Genomic DNA, 19,372 nt, shown 5'->3' on the forward strand with positions numbered 1-19,372 from the left:
TCGTCAGACGGGCAGGCACAGGCGCAGCGCGTCGTACACGGCGGCGTGGATGTTGCGGCTGGTGACGGCGTCGCCGATGCGGAACAGCTGATAGCGGCCCGTCTCGTTGCGGACGACGGTCTGTGGCTCGCGGGCGAGGAGGGCCCGGTGGTCGACCTCGCCGAGGTTGCGGGAGGCGGGCAGCAGGTCGGTGTACAGCTCGTCGTTGGGCAGGGTGCCGTGCTCGACGACGACGTGGTCGACGACGCGTTCGGTCTCGGTGCCGGTGTACTCGCTGAACAGGGTCGCCACGAGTCGGCCGTCGCCGCCCCGGCGCACGGAGCGCAGCCGCCGGGTCAGCGTGACGGTGACGTCGTGCTCGGTGAACGCCCGGAGGTACGCGGGTGAGTTCATGCTGCCGACGTCGGGGGCGAGGGTGCGTTCCGGCGTCAGGTATTCCAGGCGGGCGCCGTGCGTGGCGAGGAGTTCCGCGGCGTCCATGGCCGGGTGGCCGCCGTGGTCGTCGTAGATCAGGACCTCGCTGCCCGGGCGTGGGCGCAGGGAGCCGGACATCACGTCCCAGGTGTCCGCGACGAGTTCCTCCCCCGCGCTGAGGAAGGAACGGTTGGGGAGGCCGCCGGTGGCGACGAGGACGAGGTCGGGGTCGGGGTGTTCGGCGAGCACGTCGGCCGCTTCGGCGTAGGCACCGAGGCGCAGGTCGACGCCGAGGTGTTTGCACTCGGCGACGCGCCAGTCGACGATGCCGAGCAGGTCGTGGCGGCGGGGGTTCTGCGCGGCGAGCCGGATCTGCCCGCCCGCCTGGTCGTTCGCCTCGAACAGCACGACGTCGTGGCCGCGTTCGGCCAGGACCCGGGCGGCTTCGAGGCCTGCGGGGCCGCCGCCGACGACAACCGCCTTGCGGTGCGGCCCCGTTGTGGCCGGGACGGTGTGCGGGATCTGGAGTTCGCGGCCGGTGGCCGGGTTGTGGACGCACTTGGTGTCGCCGGAGTCGTAGATCGCGTCCAGGCAGTAACTCGCCCCGACGCAGGGGCGGATGCGGTCCTCGTCGCCGGAGCGGATCTTGGCGACGAGGTGCGGGTCGGCGATCTGCGCGCGGGTCATGCCGACGAGGTCGAGGAGGCCTTCGCGCAGGGCGTGCCGGGCGGTGGCGGGGTCGGCGATGCGGGCGGCGTGCATGACGGGGATGTCGAGGCGGCGGCGTATCTCGCCGGTGAAGTCGAGGAAGGGGCCGAGCGGGGTGCCCATCGAGGGGATGGTCCTCGACAGGGAGGCGTCGGACTCGATGGTGCCGTGGATGGCGCTGACGAAGTCGATGCCGTCGACGGTGAACTGTCCTGCTGCGGCGAGCCCTTCGGCGAAGGTGAGGCCGCCGGGGAGGTCCTCGTCCAGGGCCATGCGGATGCCGACGACGAACTCGGGGCCGACCGCCTCGCGCACCGCCCGGATCACGCGGCGGGGGAAGGCCATCCGGTGCTCCAGATCGCCGCCGTACTCGTCGTCGCGATGGTTGGTCGCCGGGGAGAGGAAGCCGTCGAGGAAGTGGCCGTAGGACTGCAACTCGATGCCGTCCAGGCCGCCTTCCTTGCAGCGAACCGCCGCGGCGGCGTAGTCGGCGACGATCCGGTCGAGGTCCCAGTCCTCGGCGGCCTTGGGGAACGCGCGATGGGCGGGCTCGCGCAGCGGGGAGGCGGCGACCACCGGCAGCCAGTCCCCCGTGTAGTTGCTGGTGCGGCGGCCGAGGTGGGTGACCTGGCACATCACGGCCGCGCCCGCCGCGTGCACGTCGTCGGCGAGCAGGCGCAGCCAGGGCACGATCTCTTCGCGGTGGAGCAGCAGGTTGCCGAAGGAGGGCGGGCTGTCCGGGGAGACGACCGCGGAGCCGCCGATCATCGTGAGGCCGACGCCGCCGCGGGCCTTCTCCAGGTGGTAGGCGCGGTAGCGGTCCTTGGGCAGTCCGTCCTCACCGAAGGCGGGCTCGTGGGACGTGCTGACCACCCGGTTGCGCAGGGTGAGGTGCTTCAGCCGGAAGGGCTGGAGCAGGGGATCCAGGTTCGTGTTCGGTGCGCGCACGACAGCTCCAAGGGAGGCAGGGAAGCTCTGTGGCCCGGATGGTGTGGCTGTGGCGGGGCACGGAAGGCCCCGGATGTGCTGCGGGAGGGCAACGGGGATGGCTGCGTGGCGGCGGCGTCGCCACGTTCCCGTTTCGCGATATGAAACACAAACGCGATGCGAGACAAATGTGCGGCGCGTCAAAGCGCGTCGTCAACCCCTACCGCTGCGTAATCAGCCGCGCCGGATGTAGCCCTTGCGCCACGAGATCTTCTCGCCGGCCGCCACCAGCTGTTCGGCGAGCCCGGAGATCGTGTGGTCGTTGATCCGGAACGTCGGTCCGGAGACCGTCACCGTGGCGATGACCTCGCCGTTCAGCGACCTGATGGGGGCGGACAGCGAGGCGAGCCCGATCTCCAGCTCCTCGCTGATGACGCCGTAGCCCAGCTCGCGCACCCCCTGCAGCTGCTCCTTCAGGAGCGCCGGGTCCGTGATGGTGTGCGGCGTGAACTCCTCCAGCGGCTGCTCGAGGATCTCGGCGGCCTCCGGCTGCGGCATGTGCGCCAAGAAGACCTTGCCCGCCGACGTGGCGTGCAGGGGCGTGCGCTTGCCGACCCAGTCGATGCTGGTGATGGCGGCGTTGCCGAGCACCTGGTCGATGCTGATGACGGCCTCGCCGTCGTAGACCGCCACGTTCACCGTCTCGCCGACGGCGGCGGCCAGCTCCTGGCAGACGGGACGACTCAGGAGCGACAGGTCGTTGCCCTTGGTCGCGCCGCCCGCGAGTTCGACGACGGTGTAGCCGATGCGGTAGCTGCCGCGCTCGCTGTCCTGCTCGACGAGGCCCCGCGACTCCAGCGTGGCGAGCAGCCGGTAGACGGTCGACTTGTGGATGTCGAGGGCGTCGGCGATCTCCGTGACGCCGGACGGGCCCTGCACGGCCAGCACTTGGAGGATCGACACCGCCCGGTCCACCGACTGCACCGACGTGTCCCGCGCGCGACCTTTGCTGCTCATACGGGGAGCCTATCCAGGAAGTGCCAGCGCACACCGGTGGCGAACGCCGCGGGGCCGGCCGTGCCGGGCTCAGCCCCGCTTGACCTGCCCCCGCCGCCACGAGATCCGCTTGGCGGCCAGCAGCAGTTGCCCGGCGAGCTCGGGGACGGTGTCCTCGCGGATCCGGAAGGCGGGGCCCGAGAGCGTCACGGCGGCGACCACGGTGTCGTCGAGGGCGTGGACCGGCGCGGCCAGGGACACCAGGCCGATCTCGTGCTCCTCGAACGAGACGGCGTAGCCCCGCTCCCGTACGGCGGCCAGATCCGCCGCGAGGTGCTCCTGGGCGGTGATGGTGTGCGGGGTGTAGCGCTCCAGGCCCTCCCCGTTCGACAGTTCCGCGGGCAGCCGTCCGTGCCGGTCGGGGGCGGGGTGGGCGAGGAAGATCTTGCCGGCGGCGGTGGCGTGCAGCGGGCAGCGCCGGCCGACCCAGTCGACGCTCGCGATCGAGGCCTCGCCGGCGACCTGTCCGACGGTGACCACGTCGCGGCCCTCGCGGACCGAGACGTTCACCGTGTCACCGGCGGCCTGCGCCAGCTCCTGGCAGACGGGGCGGCTGACGAGGAACAGGTCGGTGGTCCTGGCGACCGCCGCGGCGGCGAGTTCGGTGAGCGGGTGCCCGATGCGGTAACGGCCGCGCTCCGCCCCCTGTTCGACGAGGCCGCGCGCCTCCAGGGTGGCGAGCAAGCGGAACACGGTCGTCTTGTGGACGCCGAGCTGCCCGGCGATCTCGGTGACGCCGCACGAGCCGCGGATCGCCAGGATCTGCAGCACCGACACGGCGCGGTCGACGGACTGGACCGCACGGTCGCGCGCTCGCCCACGGCTGCCGGTCGTCACCACAGCACCCTCCCGCCCCGCTCCGACGGCCCAACTTGCCATCCGTCGACGTTAATTCGCGGTTGCCCGTACGCAAGAGCCTTGACGCGCCGTCACGATCAACGGCATCGTCACACCGTACTGCACATCTGTTGCGCAATGCGAAACACCAGCTCGGACATGCGTTCCAACCGCCTCGCGCGGTTCCCCGGAGGTGGGGCACGGTGATAGAAGCAGCACGGCTCAACAAGGTTTTCGAGACCGCCGACAACACGGTCCACGCGGTACGCGACGTGTCCTTCACCGTGGAGCCCGGCGAACTCTTCGTCGTCATGGGCCTGTCCGGGTCCGGGAAGTCGACCCTGCTCCGGATGCTCAACCGCCTCGTCGAGCCGAGCTCGGGCGAACTGCGCGTCGACGGACGGGACTTGCTGGCCATGGACCACGCGGACCTGCGCGAACTGCGCAACCGCAAGGTCAACATGATCTTCCAGCACTTCGCGCTCTTCCCGCACCGCACGGTCCGCGAGAACGCCGCGTACGGCATCCGGCTGCGCGGCGGCACCGCCGCCGAGCGGCAGGAGCGCTCCGACTGGGCGCTGCGCACCGTCGGCCTCGCCGACTGGGCCGACTCCTACCCCAGCGCCCTGTCCGGCGGCATGCGCCAACGCGTGGGCCTGGCCCGGGCGTTGGCCACCGACGCCGAGATCATGCTCATGGACGAGCCGTTCAGCGCCCTCGACCCGCTGATCCGCCGGGACATGCAGGACCTGCTGCTCGGCCTGCAGCGCGATCTGCGCCGCACCATCGTCTTCGTCACCCACGACCTCAACGAGGCGATGCGGCTCGGCGACCGGATCATGGTCATGCGCGACGGGGGCGTGGTGCAGCTGGGCACGGCGACCGACATCCTCGACTCCCCCGCCGACGCCTACGTACGCGACTTCGTCTCCGACGTCGACCGCTCCCGCGTGCTGACCGCGAGCGCCGTCATGCGCGACCCCCTGGCGACGGCCGGCCTGGACGACGACCCGCGCGACGTCCTGCGCTCCCTTGCGGACCTCGAAGCGGGCGCCGTCTACGTCCTCGACGCCGACGGAGGGGTGGCCGGTGTCGCCCACGACGACGCCGTCGCACGGGCCGCCGAGGCGGGGCACGCCACGCTGCGCGACAGCCCGGAGTGCCTGACCGACAGCTACGGGCGGGCGGGCCCCGACACGCTGCTCGTGGACCTGTTCCCGGCGGCCGGGCGGTACTCGGTGCCGCTGGCCGTGACCGACGACGACGGGCGGCTGCTGGGAGTCGTGCCCCGCGCGGCACTGCTCACCGCTCTCTCCGCACCGCAGGCAGCCAACTCCCGCGAACAGGACGATACTTCCGAAGCATCAGGCAGCTCACAGGAGGAGGTCGCCGATGCTGTTCAGCGTTGATCTCGGCACCCCGGTCAACAAGGCCGTCGACTGGCTGACCGAGAACCTCAGCGGTCTCTTCGACGCCGTCACCTCCGTGATGACGGAACTGGTCAACGCGGTCCTCTATGTGCTGACCGCCCCTCACATGCTGGTCATCATCGCGGTGTTCACGGTCCTCGCGTTCCTCGCGCGCGGCTGGTTCTTCGCCGTCTACACCCTGGGCGCGTTCCTCCTGATCCAGGGCATGGGCCTGTGGACCCCGGCGATGCAGACCCTTGCGGTCGTCGTGGTCGCGTCGGTGTTCGCCGTGGTCATCGGGGTGCCGATCGGCATCTGGGCCGCGCGCAGCCCGCTGGCCAGCACGCTGGTGCGGCCCGTCCTCGACTTCCTGCAGACGCTGCCGGTGTTCGTCTACCTCATCCCGGCCGTCTTCTTCTTCGGCATCGGCCTGGTCCCCGGCGTCGTCGCCACCATCGCCTTCGCCGTGTCGCCCGCCGTGCGCCTGACCGAACTGGGCATACGGCAGGTCGATCCGGAGGTCGTGGAGGCCGCGCACGCCTTCGGGGCCAAGCACGGCCAGATCCTGCGCGGCGTCCAACTGCCGCTGGCGCTGCCCTCGATCATGGCCGGCATCAACCAGGTCATCATGCTGGCGCTGTCCATGGTCGTCATCGCCGGCATGGTCGGCGCCGACGGCCTGGGGACCATCGTGGTGCGCGGCATCAGCCAGCTCGACGTGGGGATCGGCTTCCAGGGCGGCCTCGCCGTCGTGTTCCTCGCGATCTTCCTCGACCGCGTCACCAGCGCCCTCGCCACCCCCCGCATCCGCCGCCGTCCGGGCCGCGGGCGTGCCGGCACGACCCCGGTGGCCGACACGGAGAAGTCGTCCGCGCCCGCCTCGTCCACCACTCCGGTTTCCGCGTGAAGACAGGAGCTCCAGCCATGATCCGCAATCGCCGCCGCCGCACCGCCTATCTCTTCGGCTGTACCGCCGCCGCGCTCACCCTGCTCGCCACCGCATGCAGCGGGAACACCTCGAAGGTCGAGGGAGGCTCCGACGACGACAGCGGCGGCGGCTCGAAGACGGTCAAGCTGGCCTACGTCGCCGGATGGGACGAGGGAGTCTCCGCGACCTTCCTGTGGAAGCAGATCCTGGAGGACAAGGGGTACAAGGTCGACGTCCGTGACCTGGACATCGCCAGCACCTACACCGGCATCGCCAACAAGCAGGCCGACATCTACCTCGACGCCTGGCTGCCGGTGACCCACGAGACGTACTGGAAGAAGCTCGGCCCCAAGATGGAGAAGCTCGGCACCTGGTACGAGCCGGCCGACCTCAACCTGACCGTCCCCAAGTACGTCAAGGACGTCAACACCATCGAGGACCTCAAGGGGAAGTCGAAGGAGTTCGGCGGCAAGATCGTGGGCATCGAGGCGGGCTCGGGCCTGATGCGGCTGACCCGCTCCCCCGTCATGCCGGACTACGGCCTCAAGTCCGAGTACGAGCTGTCCGAGTCCAGCACGTCCGCGATGCTTTCCGCCCTCCAGAAGTCGATCAAGGCCCAGAAGCCGATCGTGGTCACGCTGTGGCGGCCGCACTGGGCGTACACGAAGATGCCGCTCAAGGTCCTCAAGGACACCAAGAAGGCCTACGGCAAGCCCGACAAGGTGCAGATGGTCGCCTCCAAGGGCTACTCCAAGGCCAACCCCGAGGTCGCCGGCTGGCTCAAGAACTTCCGCATGACCAGCGCCCAGCTCGGCAGCCTGGAACTCCTCCTCCAGAAGAAGGGCACCGGGCACGAGCAGGAGGCCGCGAAGGAGTGGATCGACGGCAACAAGAAGCTGGTGGACAGCTGGGTGAAGTGACACCCGGACCGGGGTGACGGTGACACCCTCAGCGTTCACCGTCGCGCAGCCGGAGGAGATACCTCGCGGTCAGGGCCACGGCGCGGTCCTCGTCGGCCGACAGGTCGACGAGAGCGCGGGTCGCCGTCGTCCCCGGGATGCCCGCCAACGCCTGGGTGAGCCGGCCGCGGGCGGGCGCCTCGGTGGCGAGGCGGTCGACGAGGGCGGCGGCGATGCGTTCCGTGGCCGCGGTGTCGCCCGCCAGCACGCTCAGCGCGTCCGCCGCGTCGGTGTCGTTCCTGCCCGCCACGATCATGTCGACGAGCTCCGGCACCGCGTCGGCCGCACCACGGTTGCCGAGCGCCACGGCGGCACGCCCTCGGATCACCGCGTCGGCGCTGCCGAGGGCGTGCCCCAGCGCCTCGGCGGCCTCCTCGCCGGGCAGTTCGGCGAGACACTGGGCGGCCCGCTCCCGTACGGCGGCCGTCGGCGAGTCGAGCGCCTCCACCAGCAGCGGCAGGCCCTCGGCGCCGCCCGAGCGCGCCAGCGCCCAGCGCAGGGCCCCGGCGACGTTCGTGTCCGACTCGCTCAGCACCGCCTCGACCAGCGCCTCCACGGGCATCGCGTCCTGCGCGCCCGACGAAAGGGCCGCCCGCTGCCGGGCGTCGACGCTCTTCGAGCCCAACGCCTGGAGCAGCGCGACGACTTGGAGGACCTCCTCCCAGTCGCCGGGCTCCGCCGCGTCGATCCGGTTGAGGCGCGTGAGCAACTCGGTCTCGGCCGCGATGCGTTCGCGCGTCTGCCGGATCAGATCACCGACGAGCACCGAGGGCGTGAAGTCCTCTTCGTCGAGCGCGCGCCCGATCTCCCGCAGCGAGAGCCCCAGTGACCGCAGGCTCTCGATGTGGAAGATCCGCCGGATGTCGTCGCCCGAGTACTCCCGGTATCCGGAGCCCGTGCGTTCCGAGGGCCGCACCAGGCCCAGCGACTCGTAATGCCGGAGCATCCGGGCACTGACCCCGGACCTCCGCGCCACCTCACCGATCAACACACTCAATCGTCCACCACGGGAGCCCCGTCGAGCGCCACGACGCGCTTGGCGTCCTCGATCGCGAAGCCGATTCCGGTGTCCGGGTCGTCCAGGACGCGCCGGGTGGCGAGCGCATGCGCGCGTACGTCCGGGTCGTCGGCGGCGCTCGCCGCCGCGTCCACGGCGGGCACGGCCGCGTCGCCGAGGTCGACGAGGGCGCGGCTCAGGCTGAGCTGCGTCTCGCGCGCGCCCCGGCCGAGCTGCGTCGCGAGCACACCGGCCAGGGCCTCCTTCTCGTCGTCCGGTACGAGGACGACGGCGGCCCGCCAGGCGCACCGGGCGACCTCGTCGTCGGCGTCGGTCAGCAGCTCCCGCGTGATCACCGGCCACGCGTCGGGGTCGCCCAGCTTGGAGAGCGTGTGCAGCGCCTGGCTCCGTGCCTGCACCCGTTCCGACCGCACCTCGCGGAGCACCGCGGGCAGCGTCAGGTCCACGGGGTGCCGGGTGAGCGCCCAGGTCAGCATGTCGCGGACGAAGAACTCCGGCTCGACCGCGCACCGCTCGACCAGCGTGCCGACGTACCGCGGGTCGGGCGCCGAGCCGACCGCCAGCGCCGCCCGCAGCCGCACCGAGGCGTCGCCGTCCTCCAGGCCCCGCAGCGCGCGCGAGGTCTCCGTGTCCTGCCCAGTGATCGTCATCGAGACCACCTCCTCGGCAAGCAGTGAAGACCTTGTCACCGTGTCAAGGTCAAACGCGCAGCGGCGGCACCGCCGGGACCTCGATCGCGTTCTCGATGTCGGCGTCCGTCAGCTTGAAGGCCTCGGGGTAGGCGTCGCGCCGGGTGCGGCGGTCGGGTTCGCTCGTGCGCCAGGTGTAGAGGCAGCGGGTGCACTGGAGCACGTCCCACACCCCGGGGACGGGGGACGTGGCGAGGCGCGTGACGGTGTCGGCGGGACAGCGCGGGCACTCGGCGCCGTCAATCAGCTTGTCGTTCATGGGTGTTGGCCTTTCGGGAGGGATGCGACGGGTGTCAGCGGGCGGCGATCATGTCCTGGAGCCGCTTCGCCCACTCGGCCGTCTCGGGCAGGTCCTTCGCGGGCGTGGAGAAGTTGCCGCGGACGTCGGGCGCCACCGGGGTCGTCGCGTCGATGATCATCTTGCTGGTGATGCCGGCGGGCTGGGCGGCGGGCGCGAGTTCGAGGACCGAGAGGTTCGGGATGACGACGACGTCGTCCTTCGGGTTGACCTTCGCCGACATCGCCCACATGACCTGCGGCAGATTGAACGGGTCCACGTCCTCGTCGACGACGATCACCTGGGCGACGTACCCGAGTCCGTGCGGGGTGGTCATGGCGCGCATGCCGACGGCCTTGGCGAAGCCGCCGTAGCGCTTCTTCGTCGAGATGATCACCATCAGGCCGTGGGTGTACATGGCGTTGACGGCCTGCACCTCGGGGAACTCGGCGCGCAGCTGCTTGAGCAGCGGCACACACGTGTTGGGCCCGACGAGGTAGTCGCACTCGGTCCACGGCATGCCGAGGTAGAGGGACTCGAAGACCGGGTTCGTGCGGTACGAGACTCGGTCGACGCGGATGACCGGCATGCGGCGGCCGCCCGAGTAGTGGCCGGTGAACTCGCCGAAGGGACCCTCGATCTGCCGCTTGCGCGACTCGATGACACCCTCGATGACGACCTCGCTGCCCCACGGCACGTCAAAGCCGGTGAGCGGCGCGGTGGCGATCGGGGCGGGCGCCCCGCGCAGCGCGCCGGCCATCTCGTACTCGCTCTGGTCGTACGCCATCGGCATCCCGGCGACGATGGCCATCACCGGGTCGTTGCCGAGGGTGATGGCGATGGGCAGGTCCTCGCCGACCTCCTCGGCCTTGCGCAGGTGCTGGGCGACGTCGTGCATGGGGACGGGCTGGAAGGCGAGACGGTTGGCGCCGATGACCTCGATGCGGTACGTGCCGACGTTCTGCTTGCCGAAGTTGTCCGGGTCCTCGGGGTCGCGGGAGACGACGGCGGCCTTGTCGAGGTAGAAGCCGCCGTCACCGTCGTTGAGGCGGAACAGGGGCAGCACGGAGAAGAGGTCGACGTCGTCGCCCTCCAGGGTGTTCTCGCGCCACGGGGCGTCCTCGCGGCGCTCGGGGGCGACGGGGAAGGCGTCCCAGCGGCGGGCGAACTCCTCGACCTGCTCCTTGACCGGCGTGTTCTTCGGCAGCCCGAGCGCGAGGGCGTGGTTGGCCCAGGAGCCGTGCACGTTCAGCGCGATGCGGGCGTCGGTGAAGCCCTTGACGTTGTCGAAGTGCAGGGCGGGGGCGTTCTCGCCGATGCGGCCCGTCGCGTTGGCGGCGGCCGCGAGGTCGGGCTCGGGCAGCACCTCGTCGGAGATGCGCAGCAGCTGCCCCTCCTTCTCCAATGTGCCGAGGAAGCTGCGCAGATCGTCATAGGGCATGGTTGACTCCTGTGTTCTGTACGGAGGTTGTGGGGGCGGCCGCGTCGCGGGCGGCGCGGGCCGCGCGCATGCCGGCCCAGCGCTCGGCGGCCGGTGCGGGCAGGTCGAACTGGTCGAGGACTCTGGCGACGATGTGGTCGACGATGTCGTCGACGGTGCGCGGGTTGTTGTAGAACGCGGGCATGGGTGGCACCAACTGGACGCCCATGCGGGCGAGTTCGAGCATGTTGCGCAGATGGATCTCGCTCAGCGGTGTCTCGCGCGGGACGAGGACGAGCTTGCGCCGCTCCTTGAGGACGACGTCCGCGGCGCGCGCCACGAGCCCGTCGGCGTATCCGGCGCTGATGCCGGCGAGCGTCTTCATCGAGCAGGGCACGACGACCATGCCGTCGGTGCGGAACGAGCCGGACGAGATGGTGGCGCCCTGGTCGTCGGGGTGGTGGGTGACATCGGCGAGCGCGGACACCTGGGCCACGGTCAGGCCGGTCTCCAGCTCGATGGTGGTGCGCGCCCAGCGGGAGAGCACCAGGTGTGTCTCCACGTCCGGCAGCTCGCGCAGACACTCCAGTAGCCGGACACCGAACGGAGCACCCGTCGCCCCGGTCATTCCCACGACCAATCGCACAGGACACTCCTCACACGTCGCTGACCTGTGCTTTCACGCTAGGCGGCGGGAGGAGGGCGGCAGCGGTACGCTCGGGACTCACGATGGGGAAAATCAGACAGGAACGCCTTGAAGTCCGGGATCTCGCGTACACACCGACCGTGGGGGCGCCGACGGGTGTCGAGGTGGCGGAGCTGGCCGACCTGCACGACCGCTCGCTGCGGCACGGCAACGACCCGTACGCGCCGCTGCGGCCCGTCTTCCACCAGTTGATCGGCGCCCGCGAGCGCCCGCTGCGGGTGGCCGTGGACTTCGTGGAGTACGAGCTGCGCCCGGGGTCCTGGATGTGGATCCGCCCGGGGCAGGTGCAGCGCTTCGGCCCGGATCTGGCGTCGGCGGACGGTGTGATCGTGCTGTTCAAGGCCGGTTTCCTGCCGCCGGCGATCGTCTCGGCGGCGCACATGGATCCGCCGTACGAACAGCGCCCGCTGACCCCGCGCGGCCGGGACGCGGAGTCGGTGCGACGGGCGGTGGAGCACCTCACGTACGAGTACGGGGCGATGTCCTCGCTCCCGCTGGGCAGCCACGCGGAGGTGCTGCGCGCGCTGCTTTCGGTGCTGGTGATGCGGCTCGCGGCGGTGCGCGACGATCCGGCGCCGGCCGCGTCCCGTGACACCTTCCACCGCTTCCACGCGGCCGTGGAGCGGGACCACGCGGTGACCCGCCGCGTCGAGGACTACGCGGCGGCCCTCGGCTACAGCCCCCGCACGCTGACCCGGGCCGCCCTCGCCGCGACCGGGCGTACCGCCAAGCAGTACGTCGACGACCGGGTCCTCCTGGAGGCGAAGCGGCTGCTGTGGCACAGCGGCCTGTCGGCGAAGGAGGTGGCGGGGCGGCTCGGGTTCGACGACCCCAGTGACTTCACGAAGTTCTTCCGGCTGCGGACCGGGGTGACACCGGGGGCGTTCCGGGCGGGGGCCTGACGGAGGGGGCTACGTCAGTTCCGTCAGCGGCGGATCTCCTTGATCTTCAGCATCTTGGTGATGACCTTGTCGAGCTCGCCGTCGTCGAAGACCTTCTTCCAGTCGTCCTTGACGATGGAGTCGCGGCCGTAGTCCATGGCGATCAGGCAGGCGTCGGAGAACGGGTTGTCGCCCTTGAGGGTGTTGGCGAGGGCGACCTGGGTGTGTCCGAGGAGCATCGCGCGCGCGGCCTTCTCCGGGACGCCGACGGTGTGCACGGTCTCGTGCAGTGCCTCGTTGAGCAGGGCGCCGACCATGCAGGCGATGGTCTCGACGAGGGTCGGCTCCAGGACGGCGAGCTGCTTGACGGTGACCCAGTGGACGTCGACGACCGGCGCGTACATGACGCGGATGACGGACTCGGCGAGCTGCTGCTTGTCCTCGTCGCCGCCCTCGTACGCGGCGACGACCTCCTGCGGGGCCGCGATGCCACCGAAGGTGTCGTCGAGCTCGGCCTGCGTCTTGCGCTGCAGGAAGACGGACGGGTGGCAGGGGTGCGCGCAGACGTAGTGCACGTCGGCGCGGGGGTGCAGCAGGCCCGCGTACGCGGCCGCCGGGTCGAGGGTGAGGACGACGGCGCCCGGCTTCAGGAGCGGGACGAGCTGCTCGGAGACCTTGCCCAGGACGATGTCCGGGACGGCCAGGATCAGCACGTCGGCCGCCTGGGCGGCGGCCTCGGAGTCGGTCAGCTCGCGGCCGAGCGAGCGGATCAGCTCCTGGCCCTTGGGGGAATTCTCGGAGAAGAGGACGGTGAAGTCGCTCTCGACCAGGTTGTTGGAGACACGCTGGCCCATCTTGCCGGCGGCCCCGATGACGGCAACGGTCTTGTTCTCGGCGGCCATGTTCATTCGCCCTTCAGGAGTGTGCTGATGCTGTGCTCGGTCCACTGGTGTTCGAGCTCGGCGGTGACGTCGAAGCCACCGTCCTGCCACGGGAGCCAGTGCTCCACGATCTGGTTGACGGACGCGGGGTCCGGGGCGTGCTCCCGTACGGCGGCGATCATCGACGCGTAGTCCAGGAGACCGGTGCCGAGCGGGGCGCCCGCGTAGGTGAAGCCCACCCAGCCGTCCCTGCGGCTGAACGCGAAGTCCTTGACGTGCACGTTCACGACGTACGGTGCGGTCAACTCGACGACCTGGGACGGGTGTTCCAGGCGGGCGACGCAGTTGCCCGGGTCGACGACGATGCCGAGGCGCGGGCTGTTCACGGTGCGGACGACGTCGACGAGGTCGGCGGTGGCCACCTGCTCGTACGTCTCCAGGCCGAGCGTGACGCCCTGCTCCTCGTACCGGCCGATGACCTGCTTGAGAAGGGCGACGGACTCGGTGACGTCCGGCTTGTGGTCGGCGGTGTGCAGCATGGAGCGCACGAAGGTGACACCGAGCTTTCCCGCGAGGCGCAGGTAGCGCTCCAGGTGGTCGGGGGCGATGCCGCGCGTGCCGAGTTCGAGGGTGACACCGAGGTCGGCGGCGGCCGCCTTCAGCTCGGCGAGCTGGGCGTCGTCGTACGTCTCGATGGGCGCGTAGTCGCAGATCTGGAAGACCTGGCCGCCGAGCCGGTGGATGTCCCGGAGCATGTCCAGGGCCGTCATCGGCCGCGGGGCGCGGGAGGAGATGCGCCAGAAGTACGCGTAGGTGCTGATGCCGTACGCCATGTCAGGCCACCTCCGCGCGGGAGTCGGGGGTGTCGGCGGGCTCGATCTCGTCGAGGATCTTGGCGACGGCCTCCGGGTCGTGGGCGAAGCGGCCGAGGAAGAGGCCGCCGACGGAGCCGCCGAGGCGGGTGAGCAGGCCGGGGCCCGCGCTGCCGCCGTAGATCACGGTGGAACCGGCGTGCTGGGGGCGGGAGTTCAGCCACTCCCCCAGGGCCGCGCACACCGTGGTGATGTGTTCGGGCGAGGCCGGCTCGGGTGCGCCGATGGCCCACTGCGGCTCGTAGGCGAGGACGACCGGGCCTTCGAGGCCGTACAGGAGGCGGGCGGCCTCGGCGACGGTGCGGCGGGCGGCCTCCACCGGCTCCACGGGGTCGAGTTCGCCGACGCACAGGACCGGGGTGAGGCCGTTGCGCAGCGCGGCCGCGGTCTTCGCGGCGACGACCGTGTCGCCCTCCCCGTACAGGCGGCGTCGCTCGGCGTGCCCGACCTCGGCGTACCGGCAGCCGATCTCCTTGAGGAACGGCCCGGACACCTCGCCCGTGTAGGCGCCCACGTCCTCCGTGGCGATGTCCTGCGCGCCGACGTCGACGGCGCCGCGCGCGAGGATCCCGGCCACCGGGACGATCGCCGGGAAGGCGGGCAGCACGAACAGGCGTGCCTTGCCGCTGGTGACGGCCGGGTGCTGGTCGGCGAGGCGCACGACGCGGCGGGACCAGTTCAGGGTCTCGTGGTGGCCGAAGTACATCTTCAGGCTCACCCCGAGCAGGACGGGGGCGTTCATCAGGCGGCCTCGTAGTCGCACATCAGCTGGACCTTCGCGGCGGACGCGGACTGCTCGTCGAAGCGGTAGGTGAGCCACTCGGCGGCGAGACGGCGGGCCAGTTCGAGGCCGACGACGCGCTGGCCGAAGGTGAGGACCTGGGCATTGTTGGAGAGGATCGCCCGCTCCACGGAGAAGGAGTCGTGGGCGGTGACGGCCCGGATGCCCTTGACCTTGTTGGCGGCGATGGCGACGCCGAGGCCGGTGCCGCAGATCAGCAGCGCCCGGTCGGCTTCGCCGCGGGCGACGCGCTCGGCGGCCTCGATGGCGATGGTCGGGTACGCGGTGTGGCCTTCGGCGTCCACGCCCACGTCGGTGACGGACTCGACCAGGTCGCTCGCCTGGAGGTCCCGCTTCAGGGCCTCCTTGTACTGGAATCCGGCGTCGTCGCAGCCGACGACGATCCGCAGCTTGTCACTCATGTCGCTTTTCCTTAAAGGGAGTTACTTGCAGGCGGCGAGCGCGCCGTGGACGGCGCGGACGATCAGGGCGAGGGAGTGGGCGCCCGCGTCGGGGGTGCCCAGGGACTTCTCGGCGTGCGGTCGGGCGCGGCCCATCCGGGGCAACAGGTGGGCGGTGTCGCGCGCGGCGCGTTCGGCGGCGGTGGCGGCGGTGTCCCACGCGGCGGCCAACTCGGCGCCCGTGTCGACCTGTTGGCCCAGTGTCTCGGCGAAGGGCACGAGAACGTCGACCATGGTCTTGTCGCCGACCTCGGCGCCGCCGGTCCTGCGGACGCCGTCGGACGCCTCCAGGACTCCGTGGGCGACGGACGCCGGGGTCGGCCGTTCGGTGTCGCCGAGCGCGTCGCCGAGCGCGCGCAGGACGATGCCCCACAGGGCGCCGGAGGTGCCGCCCGCCTTGTCGGCCCAGGCGTCGCCCGCGGCGGTCAGCAGCGAACCGGCTCCCGCCCCCGACTCACGTGCCTTCAGGGCGGCCTCGTAGGCGCCGGTCGATCCGCGCTGCATGCCGATGCCGTGGTCACCGTCGCCCGCGACGGCGTCGATGCGGCCGAGTTCGTCGGCGTGCGCGTCGACGGTGTCCTTGAGGCGGCCCAGCGCGTCGAGCGCGGTCGCCGCGGCCTGCCAGGAGGCCTCGCTCGCCGTGTACGTCTCGGGGGCGTCCTCGGTCTCGTACGACTCGACGTCGGCGGCGGCCGCCTCGGGGACGGTGCCCTTGCGGTAGGCGGGGGTGTCGGCCGGGGCGGTCCACAGGGCTTCGAGGGTGTCGTCGAGCCAGGTCAGGGTGAGGGAGACACCGGCCATGTCGAAGCTGGTGACGAGTTCGCCGACCTCGGGGTCGACGGCCGTCACACCCGCGTCGTCGAGGAGCTGGGCGACCCTGCGGTAGACGACGAACAGCTCCTCGTACTTCACGGAGCCCAGGCCGTTGAGGATCACGGCGGCGCGCTGTCCGTCGGGCGATCCGATGCCGTCGGGGAGTTCCTTGAGGAGCGCGGCGACGAGCAGTTCGGCGGCCTCGTCGGCGGTGGGGACGGACTCCTCGCCGATGCCGGGTTCGCCGTGGATGCCGAGGCCGACGGCCATCCGGTCCTCGGGGACCGTGAACAGCGGGTGGTCGGCGCCCGGGAGCGTACAGCCGGAGAAGGCGATGCCGAAGGAGCGGGTGCGGTCGTTGGCGTGGGCGGCGATCCGGGCCACCTCGTCGAGGGAGCCGCCCTGTTCGGCGGCGGCCGCGGCTGTCTTGAAGACGGGCAGGTCACCGGCGATGCCGCGCCGCTTGTGGGCCTCGTCGGGGCCCGCGCTGGATATGTCGTCGGTGACGGCGAACGTGTGCGTCGGTATGCCCTCGCCGGTCAGCCGCTCGGCGGCCTGTCCGAAGTGCAGGACGTCGCCCGCGTAGTTGCCGTACATGAGCAGCACACCGCCGCCCGCCTGCGCCGCCTTGGCGACGCCGCGGATCTGCTGGGCGGAGGGCGAGGCGAAGACGTTGCCGACGGCGGCGCCGTGCGCGAGCCCCTGTCCGACCAGGCCGGAGAAGGCCGGGTAGTGCCCGGATCCGCCGCCGATGACGACGGCGACCTGGCCGGGGGTCCTGGCGGTGGCGCGGACCACGCCGCCGGTGACGGGGCGCACCCAGCGGCGGTGGGCGGCGGCGAAGCCTTCGAGTGCCTCGTCGGCGAAGGCGGCGGGGTCGTTGTGGAGGCGGGTCATCGCTGGTTCTCCGGGAGGGACGAGGTGCTGGTGGGCGCGCGGCGGGCGAGGAGGATCATCAGCACGGCGGACAGCAGCATGAAGAGGCCGACGAGGTAGAGCGGCACGTAGTAGTCGCCCGTCCAGCCCTTGAGCCAGCCGGTGATGTAGCTGGAGGCGAAGCCGGCGATGTTGCCCGCGGTGTTGATGAGCGCGATGCCGGCCGCGGCGGCCGCTCCGGTCAGGAAGCGGGAGGGCACGGCCCAGAACACCGGGAGGGCGGCGAAGATGGCGCAGGCGGTCACGGTGATGACGGCGACGGTGGCGGTCGGCGAGCCCATGTAGAGGGCCAACGGGATGGAGATGCCTCCGACGACCGCGGGCCCGGCGACGTGCCAGGTGCGGGTGCCGTGCTTGGTGGCGTGCCGGCTCCAGAAGAAGAGGACGATCGCGGCGGGCAGGTACGGGATGGCCGTGATCCACGCCTTGTCCATGACGCTGAACGTGGTGTCGTACTGCTCCTGGAAGCCGTCGATGATGGTCGGCAGGAAGAAGGCGAGCGCGTACAGGCCGTAGACGAAGCCGAAGTAGACGACGGCCAGGATCCAGACGCGGCCGTTGGTGAACGCCTTCTTCAGGTCGCCCTTGGCGTGCTTGTCCTCATGGCCGGTCTTCTGCTCGTTCTCGGCGGCCAGCTCCTCGGTGAGCCAGTCCCGCTCCTCGGTGGTGAGCCACTTCGCGTCGGCCGGGCGGTCGATCAGGTAGAACCAGGCGATGACGCCCAACAGGATCGCCGGGATCGACACGAACAGGAACATCACGCGCCAGCCCTCGAGGCCGAACAGGCCGTGGTGGCCGATCAGCCAGCCCGCGAGCGGGGCGCCGAACACCGTGGTCAGCGGCTGTGCGAGGTAGAAGAGGCCGAGGATCTTGGTGCGGTGGCGGCTCGGCACCCACTGGCTGAGGAAGAGGATCGCGCCGGGGAAGAACCCGGCCTCCGCGACACCCAGCAGGAAGCGCAGCGTGTAGAGGCCTCCGCTGCTGTTCACCCAGGTGAAGAGCAGGGAGACGATGCCCCAGGTCACCATGATCCGGGCCAGCCAGCGGCGGGCGCCGAAGCGGTGCAACGCCATGTTGCTGGGGACCTCGAGCACGATGTAACCGACGAAGAAGATCCCGGAGGCGAAGCCGAACTGGGCCGCGGTGAGCGCCAGGTCGTCCCCCATCCCGTTCGGTTCGGCGAAGGACACCGCGGTGCGGTCCAGATAGTTCACGAAGAACATCAGGGCCACGAAGGGGACCAGGCGGATCGAGATCTTCTTGATGGCCGACTTCTCGACGGCCGACCTCGTCGCCTTCACGGGCGGCGCGGCGGTGGCAGGCATGGCGACTCCTCGGCTCGCCGGACAGCTCTGTCCGGACTTGGGTCACGCTCGGCACGAGGGGTGAGGGCACTGCAGCAGCTGGCTGGCCGCTCAGGTCGGGCCGATCTGCGATTCACGCTAGACCCGATCTTCAAATTGGTCACCAATTTACCAATGTGGCGAGCGTCGCACTTGTTGCTCATGGCTGAACCCTTGACAAAGCGGGCACGGAAGGGCGTCGCGCGCGGCCGTGGGAGGGCTCGGACGACCCGTCTGGTCTACTGGTGACCGTGACCAACCAGCCCTCCGACGCCGCCGCGCCCGAGACCGACCTCGCCCAGCTCCTGCGCCCCGTCGTGCGCGAGTCCTCGGTCAGCGAGGTGGCCAAGCGCCTGCTCGACCACCTCTCCGCGGGGAACATCAAGCCCGGCACCCGGCTGCCCGCGGAGCGTCAGCTCGCGGAGGCCCTCGGGGTCGCGCGTTCCAGCGTGCGCGGCGCCCTGTCCGCGCTCGACGTGCTCGGCATCATCGAGATCCGGCCGGGCTCCGGCTCGTACGTCCGCGAGGGGACCTCGGAGTTCCTGCCGCGCGCCATCAACTGGGGCCTGATGCTGGGCCAGCGCCGCACCCGCGACCTGGTCGAGGTGCGCACCTACATGGAGGGGGTCTCGGCGCGACTCGCGGCGGAGCGCGCGAGCGACGAGGACGTGGCACGCCTGGAGGAGCACCTGCGGCACATGCAGGAGGCGGGCAGCGACGTGAAGGCGTTCATCGACGCCGACATCGCCTTCCACCTGGAGTGCGCGAGCATCGCCCGGAACACCGTCCTGAGCGACATCCTGCACAGCATCCGCGCGCTGCTCCAGGTGTGGATGGAGCGGGTCAGCGACATCGAGGGCACCGTCAGCGGCACCCTGTGCGAACACGACGCGGTCCTCAAGGCGATCCGCGACCGCGACCCCGAGGGCGCGGACCGGGCCATGGCGGAACACATGCGAATGGCGAGTGCGCGGTTGCGGGAGTCGGTGGGGGACGAGGCCCAACAGGGCTGAGAACGGGGCGAGTTGATGCCGTGGCGCGGCACTCTGGGTATCC

Annotated in this window: 19 protein-coding genes; 5 read left to right on the forward strand and 14 right to left on the reverse strand. The window is 71.0% G+C overall.

The annotated features are described in order from the left end of the window. Window positions 1-3 precede the first annotated feature (3 nt). The 3 genes from ACZ7L4_RS27315 to ACZ7L4_RS27325 all read right to left on the reverse strand — a co-directional run bounded on the left by ACZ7L4_RS27315 (window position 4) and on the right by ACZ7L4_RS27325 (window position 3,942). Complete coding sequence (locus ACZ7L4_RS27315) at window positions 4-2,070, reverse strand: FAD-dependent oxidoreductase (RefSeq protein WP_472106557.1); 2,067 nt, start codon at window positions 2,068-2,070, stop codon at window positions 4-6. A 213-nt stretch (window positions 2,071-2,283) separates the two neighbouring features. Continuing rightward, window positions 2,284-3,033 (reverse strand): IclR family transcriptional regulator, encoded by a 750-nt coding sequence (locus ACZ7L4_RS27320; RefSeq protein WP_472107368.1) that lies wholly within the window; start codon window positions 3,031-3,033, stop codon window positions 2,284-2,286. A gap of 102 nt (window positions 3,034-3,135) precedes the next feature. Beyond that, window positions 3,136-3,942 (reverse strand): IclR family transcriptional regulator, encoded by an 807-nt coding sequence (locus ACZ7L4_RS27325; RefSeq protein WP_472106559.1) that lies wholly within the window; start codon window positions 3,940-3,942, stop codon window positions 3,136-3,138. A gap of 203 nt (window positions 3,943-4,145) precedes the next feature. Between ACZ7L4_RS27325 and ACZ7L4_RS27330 the strand changes: the two genes are divergently transcribed. The 3 genes from ACZ7L4_RS27330 to ACZ7L4_RS27340 are packed head-to-tail and all read left to right on the forward strand — an operon-like array spanning window position 4,146 to window position 7,199. Then, the gene (locus ACZ7L4_RS27330) at window positions 4,146-5,351 is read left to right on the forward strand and encodes a quaternary amine ABC transporter ATP-binding protein (protein ID WP_472106561.1); all 1,206 of its coding nucleotides are present in this window, start codon (window positions 4,146-4,148) and stop codon (window positions 5,349-5,351) included. Then, the gene (locus ACZ7L4_RS27335; protein WP_472106563.1) at window positions 5,335-6,258 is read left to right on the forward strand and encodes an ABC transporter permease; all 924 of its coding nucleotides are present in this window, start codon (window positions 5,335-5,337) and stop codon (window positions 6,256-6,258) included. The genes ACZ7L4_RS27330 and ACZ7L4_RS27335 overlap by 17 nt, the downstream gene beginning before the upstream one ends. Before the next feature lie 17 nt (window positions 6,259-6,275). Further along, entirely contained in the window at window positions 6,276-7,199 is a 924-nt protein-coding gene (locus ACZ7L4_RS27340; RefSeq protein WP_472106565.1) for a glycine betaine ABC transporter substrate-binding protein, read from the forward strand. Between the two features lie 28 nt (window positions 7,200-7,227). On the opposite strand, the gene ACZ7L4_RS27345 is transcribed toward ACZ7L4_RS27340, so the two are convergent. The 5 genes from ACZ7L4_RS27345 to ACZ7L4_RS27365 are packed head-to-tail and all read right to left on the reverse strand — an operon-like array spanning window position 7,228 to window position 11,288. Further along, window positions 7,228-8,229: a MerR family transcriptional regulator gene (locus ACZ7L4_RS27345; RefSeq protein WP_472107370.1), complete on the reverse strand. Its 1,002-nt coding sequence runs from the start codon at window positions 8,227-8,229 to the stop codon at window positions 7,228-7,230. Window positions 8,230-8,231: 2 nt separating this feature from the next. Further along, entirely contained in the window at window positions 8,232-8,906 is a 675-nt protein-coding gene (locus tag ACZ7L4_RS27350) for a HEAT repeat domain-containing protein (protein WP_472106567.1), read from the reverse strand. A 49-nt stretch (window positions 8,907-8,955) separates the two neighbouring features. Next, the gene (locus ACZ7L4_RS27355) at window positions 8,956-9,204 is read right to left on the reverse strand and encodes a non-oxidative hydroxyarylic acid decarboxylases subunit D (protein ID WP_472106569.1); all 249 of its coding nucleotides are present in this window, start codon (window positions 9,202-9,204) and stop codon (window positions 8,956-8,958) included. 34 nt (window positions 9,205-9,238) lie between these two features. Next, window positions 9,239-10,663, reverse strand: a complete 1,425-nt coding sequence (gene vdcC, locus ACZ7L4_RS27360) for a non-oxidative vanillic acid decarboxylases subunit C (RefSeq protein WP_472106571.1) — start codon at window positions 10,661-10,663, stop codon at window positions 9,239-9,241. Further along, the gene (locus ACZ7L4_RS27365; protein WP_472106573.1) at window positions 10,653-11,288 is read right to left on the reverse strand and encodes a non-oxidative hydroxyarylic acid decarboxylases subunit B; all 636 of its coding nucleotides are present in this window, start codon (window positions 11,286-11,288) and stop codon (window positions 10,653-10,655) included. Before ACZ7L4_RS27365 ends, vdcC begins: the two co-directional genes overlap by 11 nt. A gap of 140 nt (window positions 11,289-11,428) precedes the next feature. Between ACZ7L4_RS27365 and ACZ7L4_RS27370 the strand changes: the two genes are divergently transcribed. Further along, window positions 11,429-12,250, forward strand: coding sequence for a helix-turn-helix transcriptional regulator (locus ACZ7L4_RS27370; protein WP_472106575.1), 822 nt, complete (start codon window positions 11,429-11,431; stop codon window positions 12,248-12,250). A gap of 23 nt (window positions 12,251-12,273) precedes the next feature. On the opposite strand, the gene ACZ7L4_RS27375 is transcribed toward ACZ7L4_RS27370, so the two are convergent. The 6 genes from ACZ7L4_RS27375 to ACZ7L4_RS27400 are packed head-to-tail and all read right to left on the reverse strand — an operon-like array spanning window position 12,274 to window position 18,298. Then, complete coding sequence (locus ACZ7L4_RS27375) at window positions 12,274-13,176, reverse strand: phosphogluconate dehydrogenase C-terminal domain-containing protein (protein ID WP_472106577.1); 903 nt, start codon at window positions 13,174-13,176, stop codon at window positions 12,274-12,276. Beyond that, window positions 13,134-13,943 carry a sugar phosphate isomerase/epimerase family protein gene (locus tag ACZ7L4_RS27380; RefSeq protein ID WP_472106579.1) on the reverse strand — a complete coding sequence of 270 codons (810 nt, stop codon included), beginning with the start codon at window positions 13,941-13,943 and terminating at the stop codon, window positions 13,134-13,136. The genes ACZ7L4_RS27375 and ACZ7L4_RS27380 overlap by 43 nt, the downstream gene beginning before the upstream one ends. 1 nt (window position 13,944) lies before the next feature. Beyond that, window positions 13,945-14,724, reverse strand: a complete 780-nt coding sequence (locus ACZ7L4_RS27385; protein ID WP_472106581.1) for a triose-phosphate isomerase — start codon at window positions 14,722-14,724, stop codon at window positions 13,945-13,947. Continuing rightward, window positions 14,724-15,185, reverse strand: a complete 462-nt coding sequence (locus ACZ7L4_RS27390; RefSeq protein WP_472106583.1) for a ribose-5-phosphate isomerase — start codon at window positions 15,183-15,185, stop codon at window positions 14,724-14,726. Before ACZ7L4_RS27390 ends, ACZ7L4_RS27385 begins: the two co-directional genes overlap by 1 nt. 21 nt (window positions 15,186-15,206) lie before the next feature. Continuing rightward, window positions 15,207-16,934, reverse strand: a complete 1,728-nt coding sequence (locus tag ACZ7L4_RS27395; RefSeq protein ID WP_472106585.1) for a dihydroxyacetone kinase family protein — start codon at window positions 16,932-16,934, stop codon at window positions 15,207-15,209. Beyond that, the gene (locus tag ACZ7L4_RS27400; protein WP_472106587.1) at window positions 16,931-18,298 is read right to left on the reverse strand and encodes an MFS transporter; all 1,368 of its coding nucleotides are present in this window, start codon (window positions 18,296-18,298) and stop codon (window positions 16,931-16,933) included. Before ACZ7L4_RS27400 ends, ACZ7L4_RS27395 begins: the two co-directional genes overlap by 4 nt. A 263-nt stretch (window positions 18,299-18,561) precedes the next feature. On the opposite strand from ACZ7L4_RS27400, the gene ACZ7L4_RS27405 reads away from it, so the two are divergent. Further along, window positions 18,562-19,329 (forward strand): FadR/GntR family transcriptional regulator, encoded by a 768-nt coding sequence (locus ACZ7L4_RS27405; protein ID WP_472106589.1) that lies wholly within the window; start codon window positions 18,562-18,564, stop codon window positions 19,327-19,329. The last annotated feature ends 43 nt before the right edge of the window (window positions 19,330-19,372 follow it).

Source organism: Streptomyces sp. NPDC107575, assembly GCF_055657265.1.

Coding starts and splice junctions, on each gene's coding strand:
- ACZ7L4_RS27350 (WP_472106567.1), bottom strand. CDS start 8,906: ATGACGATCACTGGGCAGGACACGGAGACCTCGCGCGCGCTGCGGGGC.
- ACZ7L4_RS27400 (WP_472106587.1), bottom strand. CDS start 18,298: ATGCCTGCCACCGCCGCGCCGCCCGTGAAGGCGACGAGGTCGGCCGTC.
- vdcC (WP_472106571.1), bottom strand. CDS start 10,663: ATGCCCTATGACGATCTGCGCAGCTTCCTCGGCACATTGGAGAAGGAG.
- ACZ7L4_RS27335 (WP_472106563.1), top strand. CDS start 5,335: ATGCTGTTCAGCGTTGATCTCGGCACCCCGGTCAACAAGGCCGTCGAC.
- ACZ7L4_RS27340 (WP_472106565.1), top strand. CDS start 6,276: ATGATCCGCAATCGCCGCCGCCGCACCGCCTATCTCTTCGGCTGTACC.
- ACZ7L4_RS27380 (WP_472106579.1), bottom strand. CDS start 13,943: ATGGCGTACGGCATCAGCACCTACGCGTACTTCTGGCGCATCTCCTCC.
- ACZ7L4_RS27385 (WP_472106581.1), bottom strand. CDS start 14,724: ATGAACGCCCCCGTCCTGCTCGGGGTGAGCCTGAAGATGTACTTCGGC.
- ACZ7L4_RS27355 (WP_472106569.1), bottom strand. CDS start 9,204: ATGAACGACAAGCTGATTGACGGCGCCGAGTGCCCGCGCTGTCCCGCC.
- ACZ7L4_RS27390 (WP_472106583.1), bottom strand. CDS start 15,185: ATGAGTGACAAGCTGCGGATCGTCGTCGGCTGCGACGACGCCGGATTC.
- ACZ7L4_RS27395 (WP_472106585.1), bottom strand. CDS start 16,934: ATGACCCGCCTCCACAACGACCCCGCCGCCTTCGCCGACGAGGCACTC.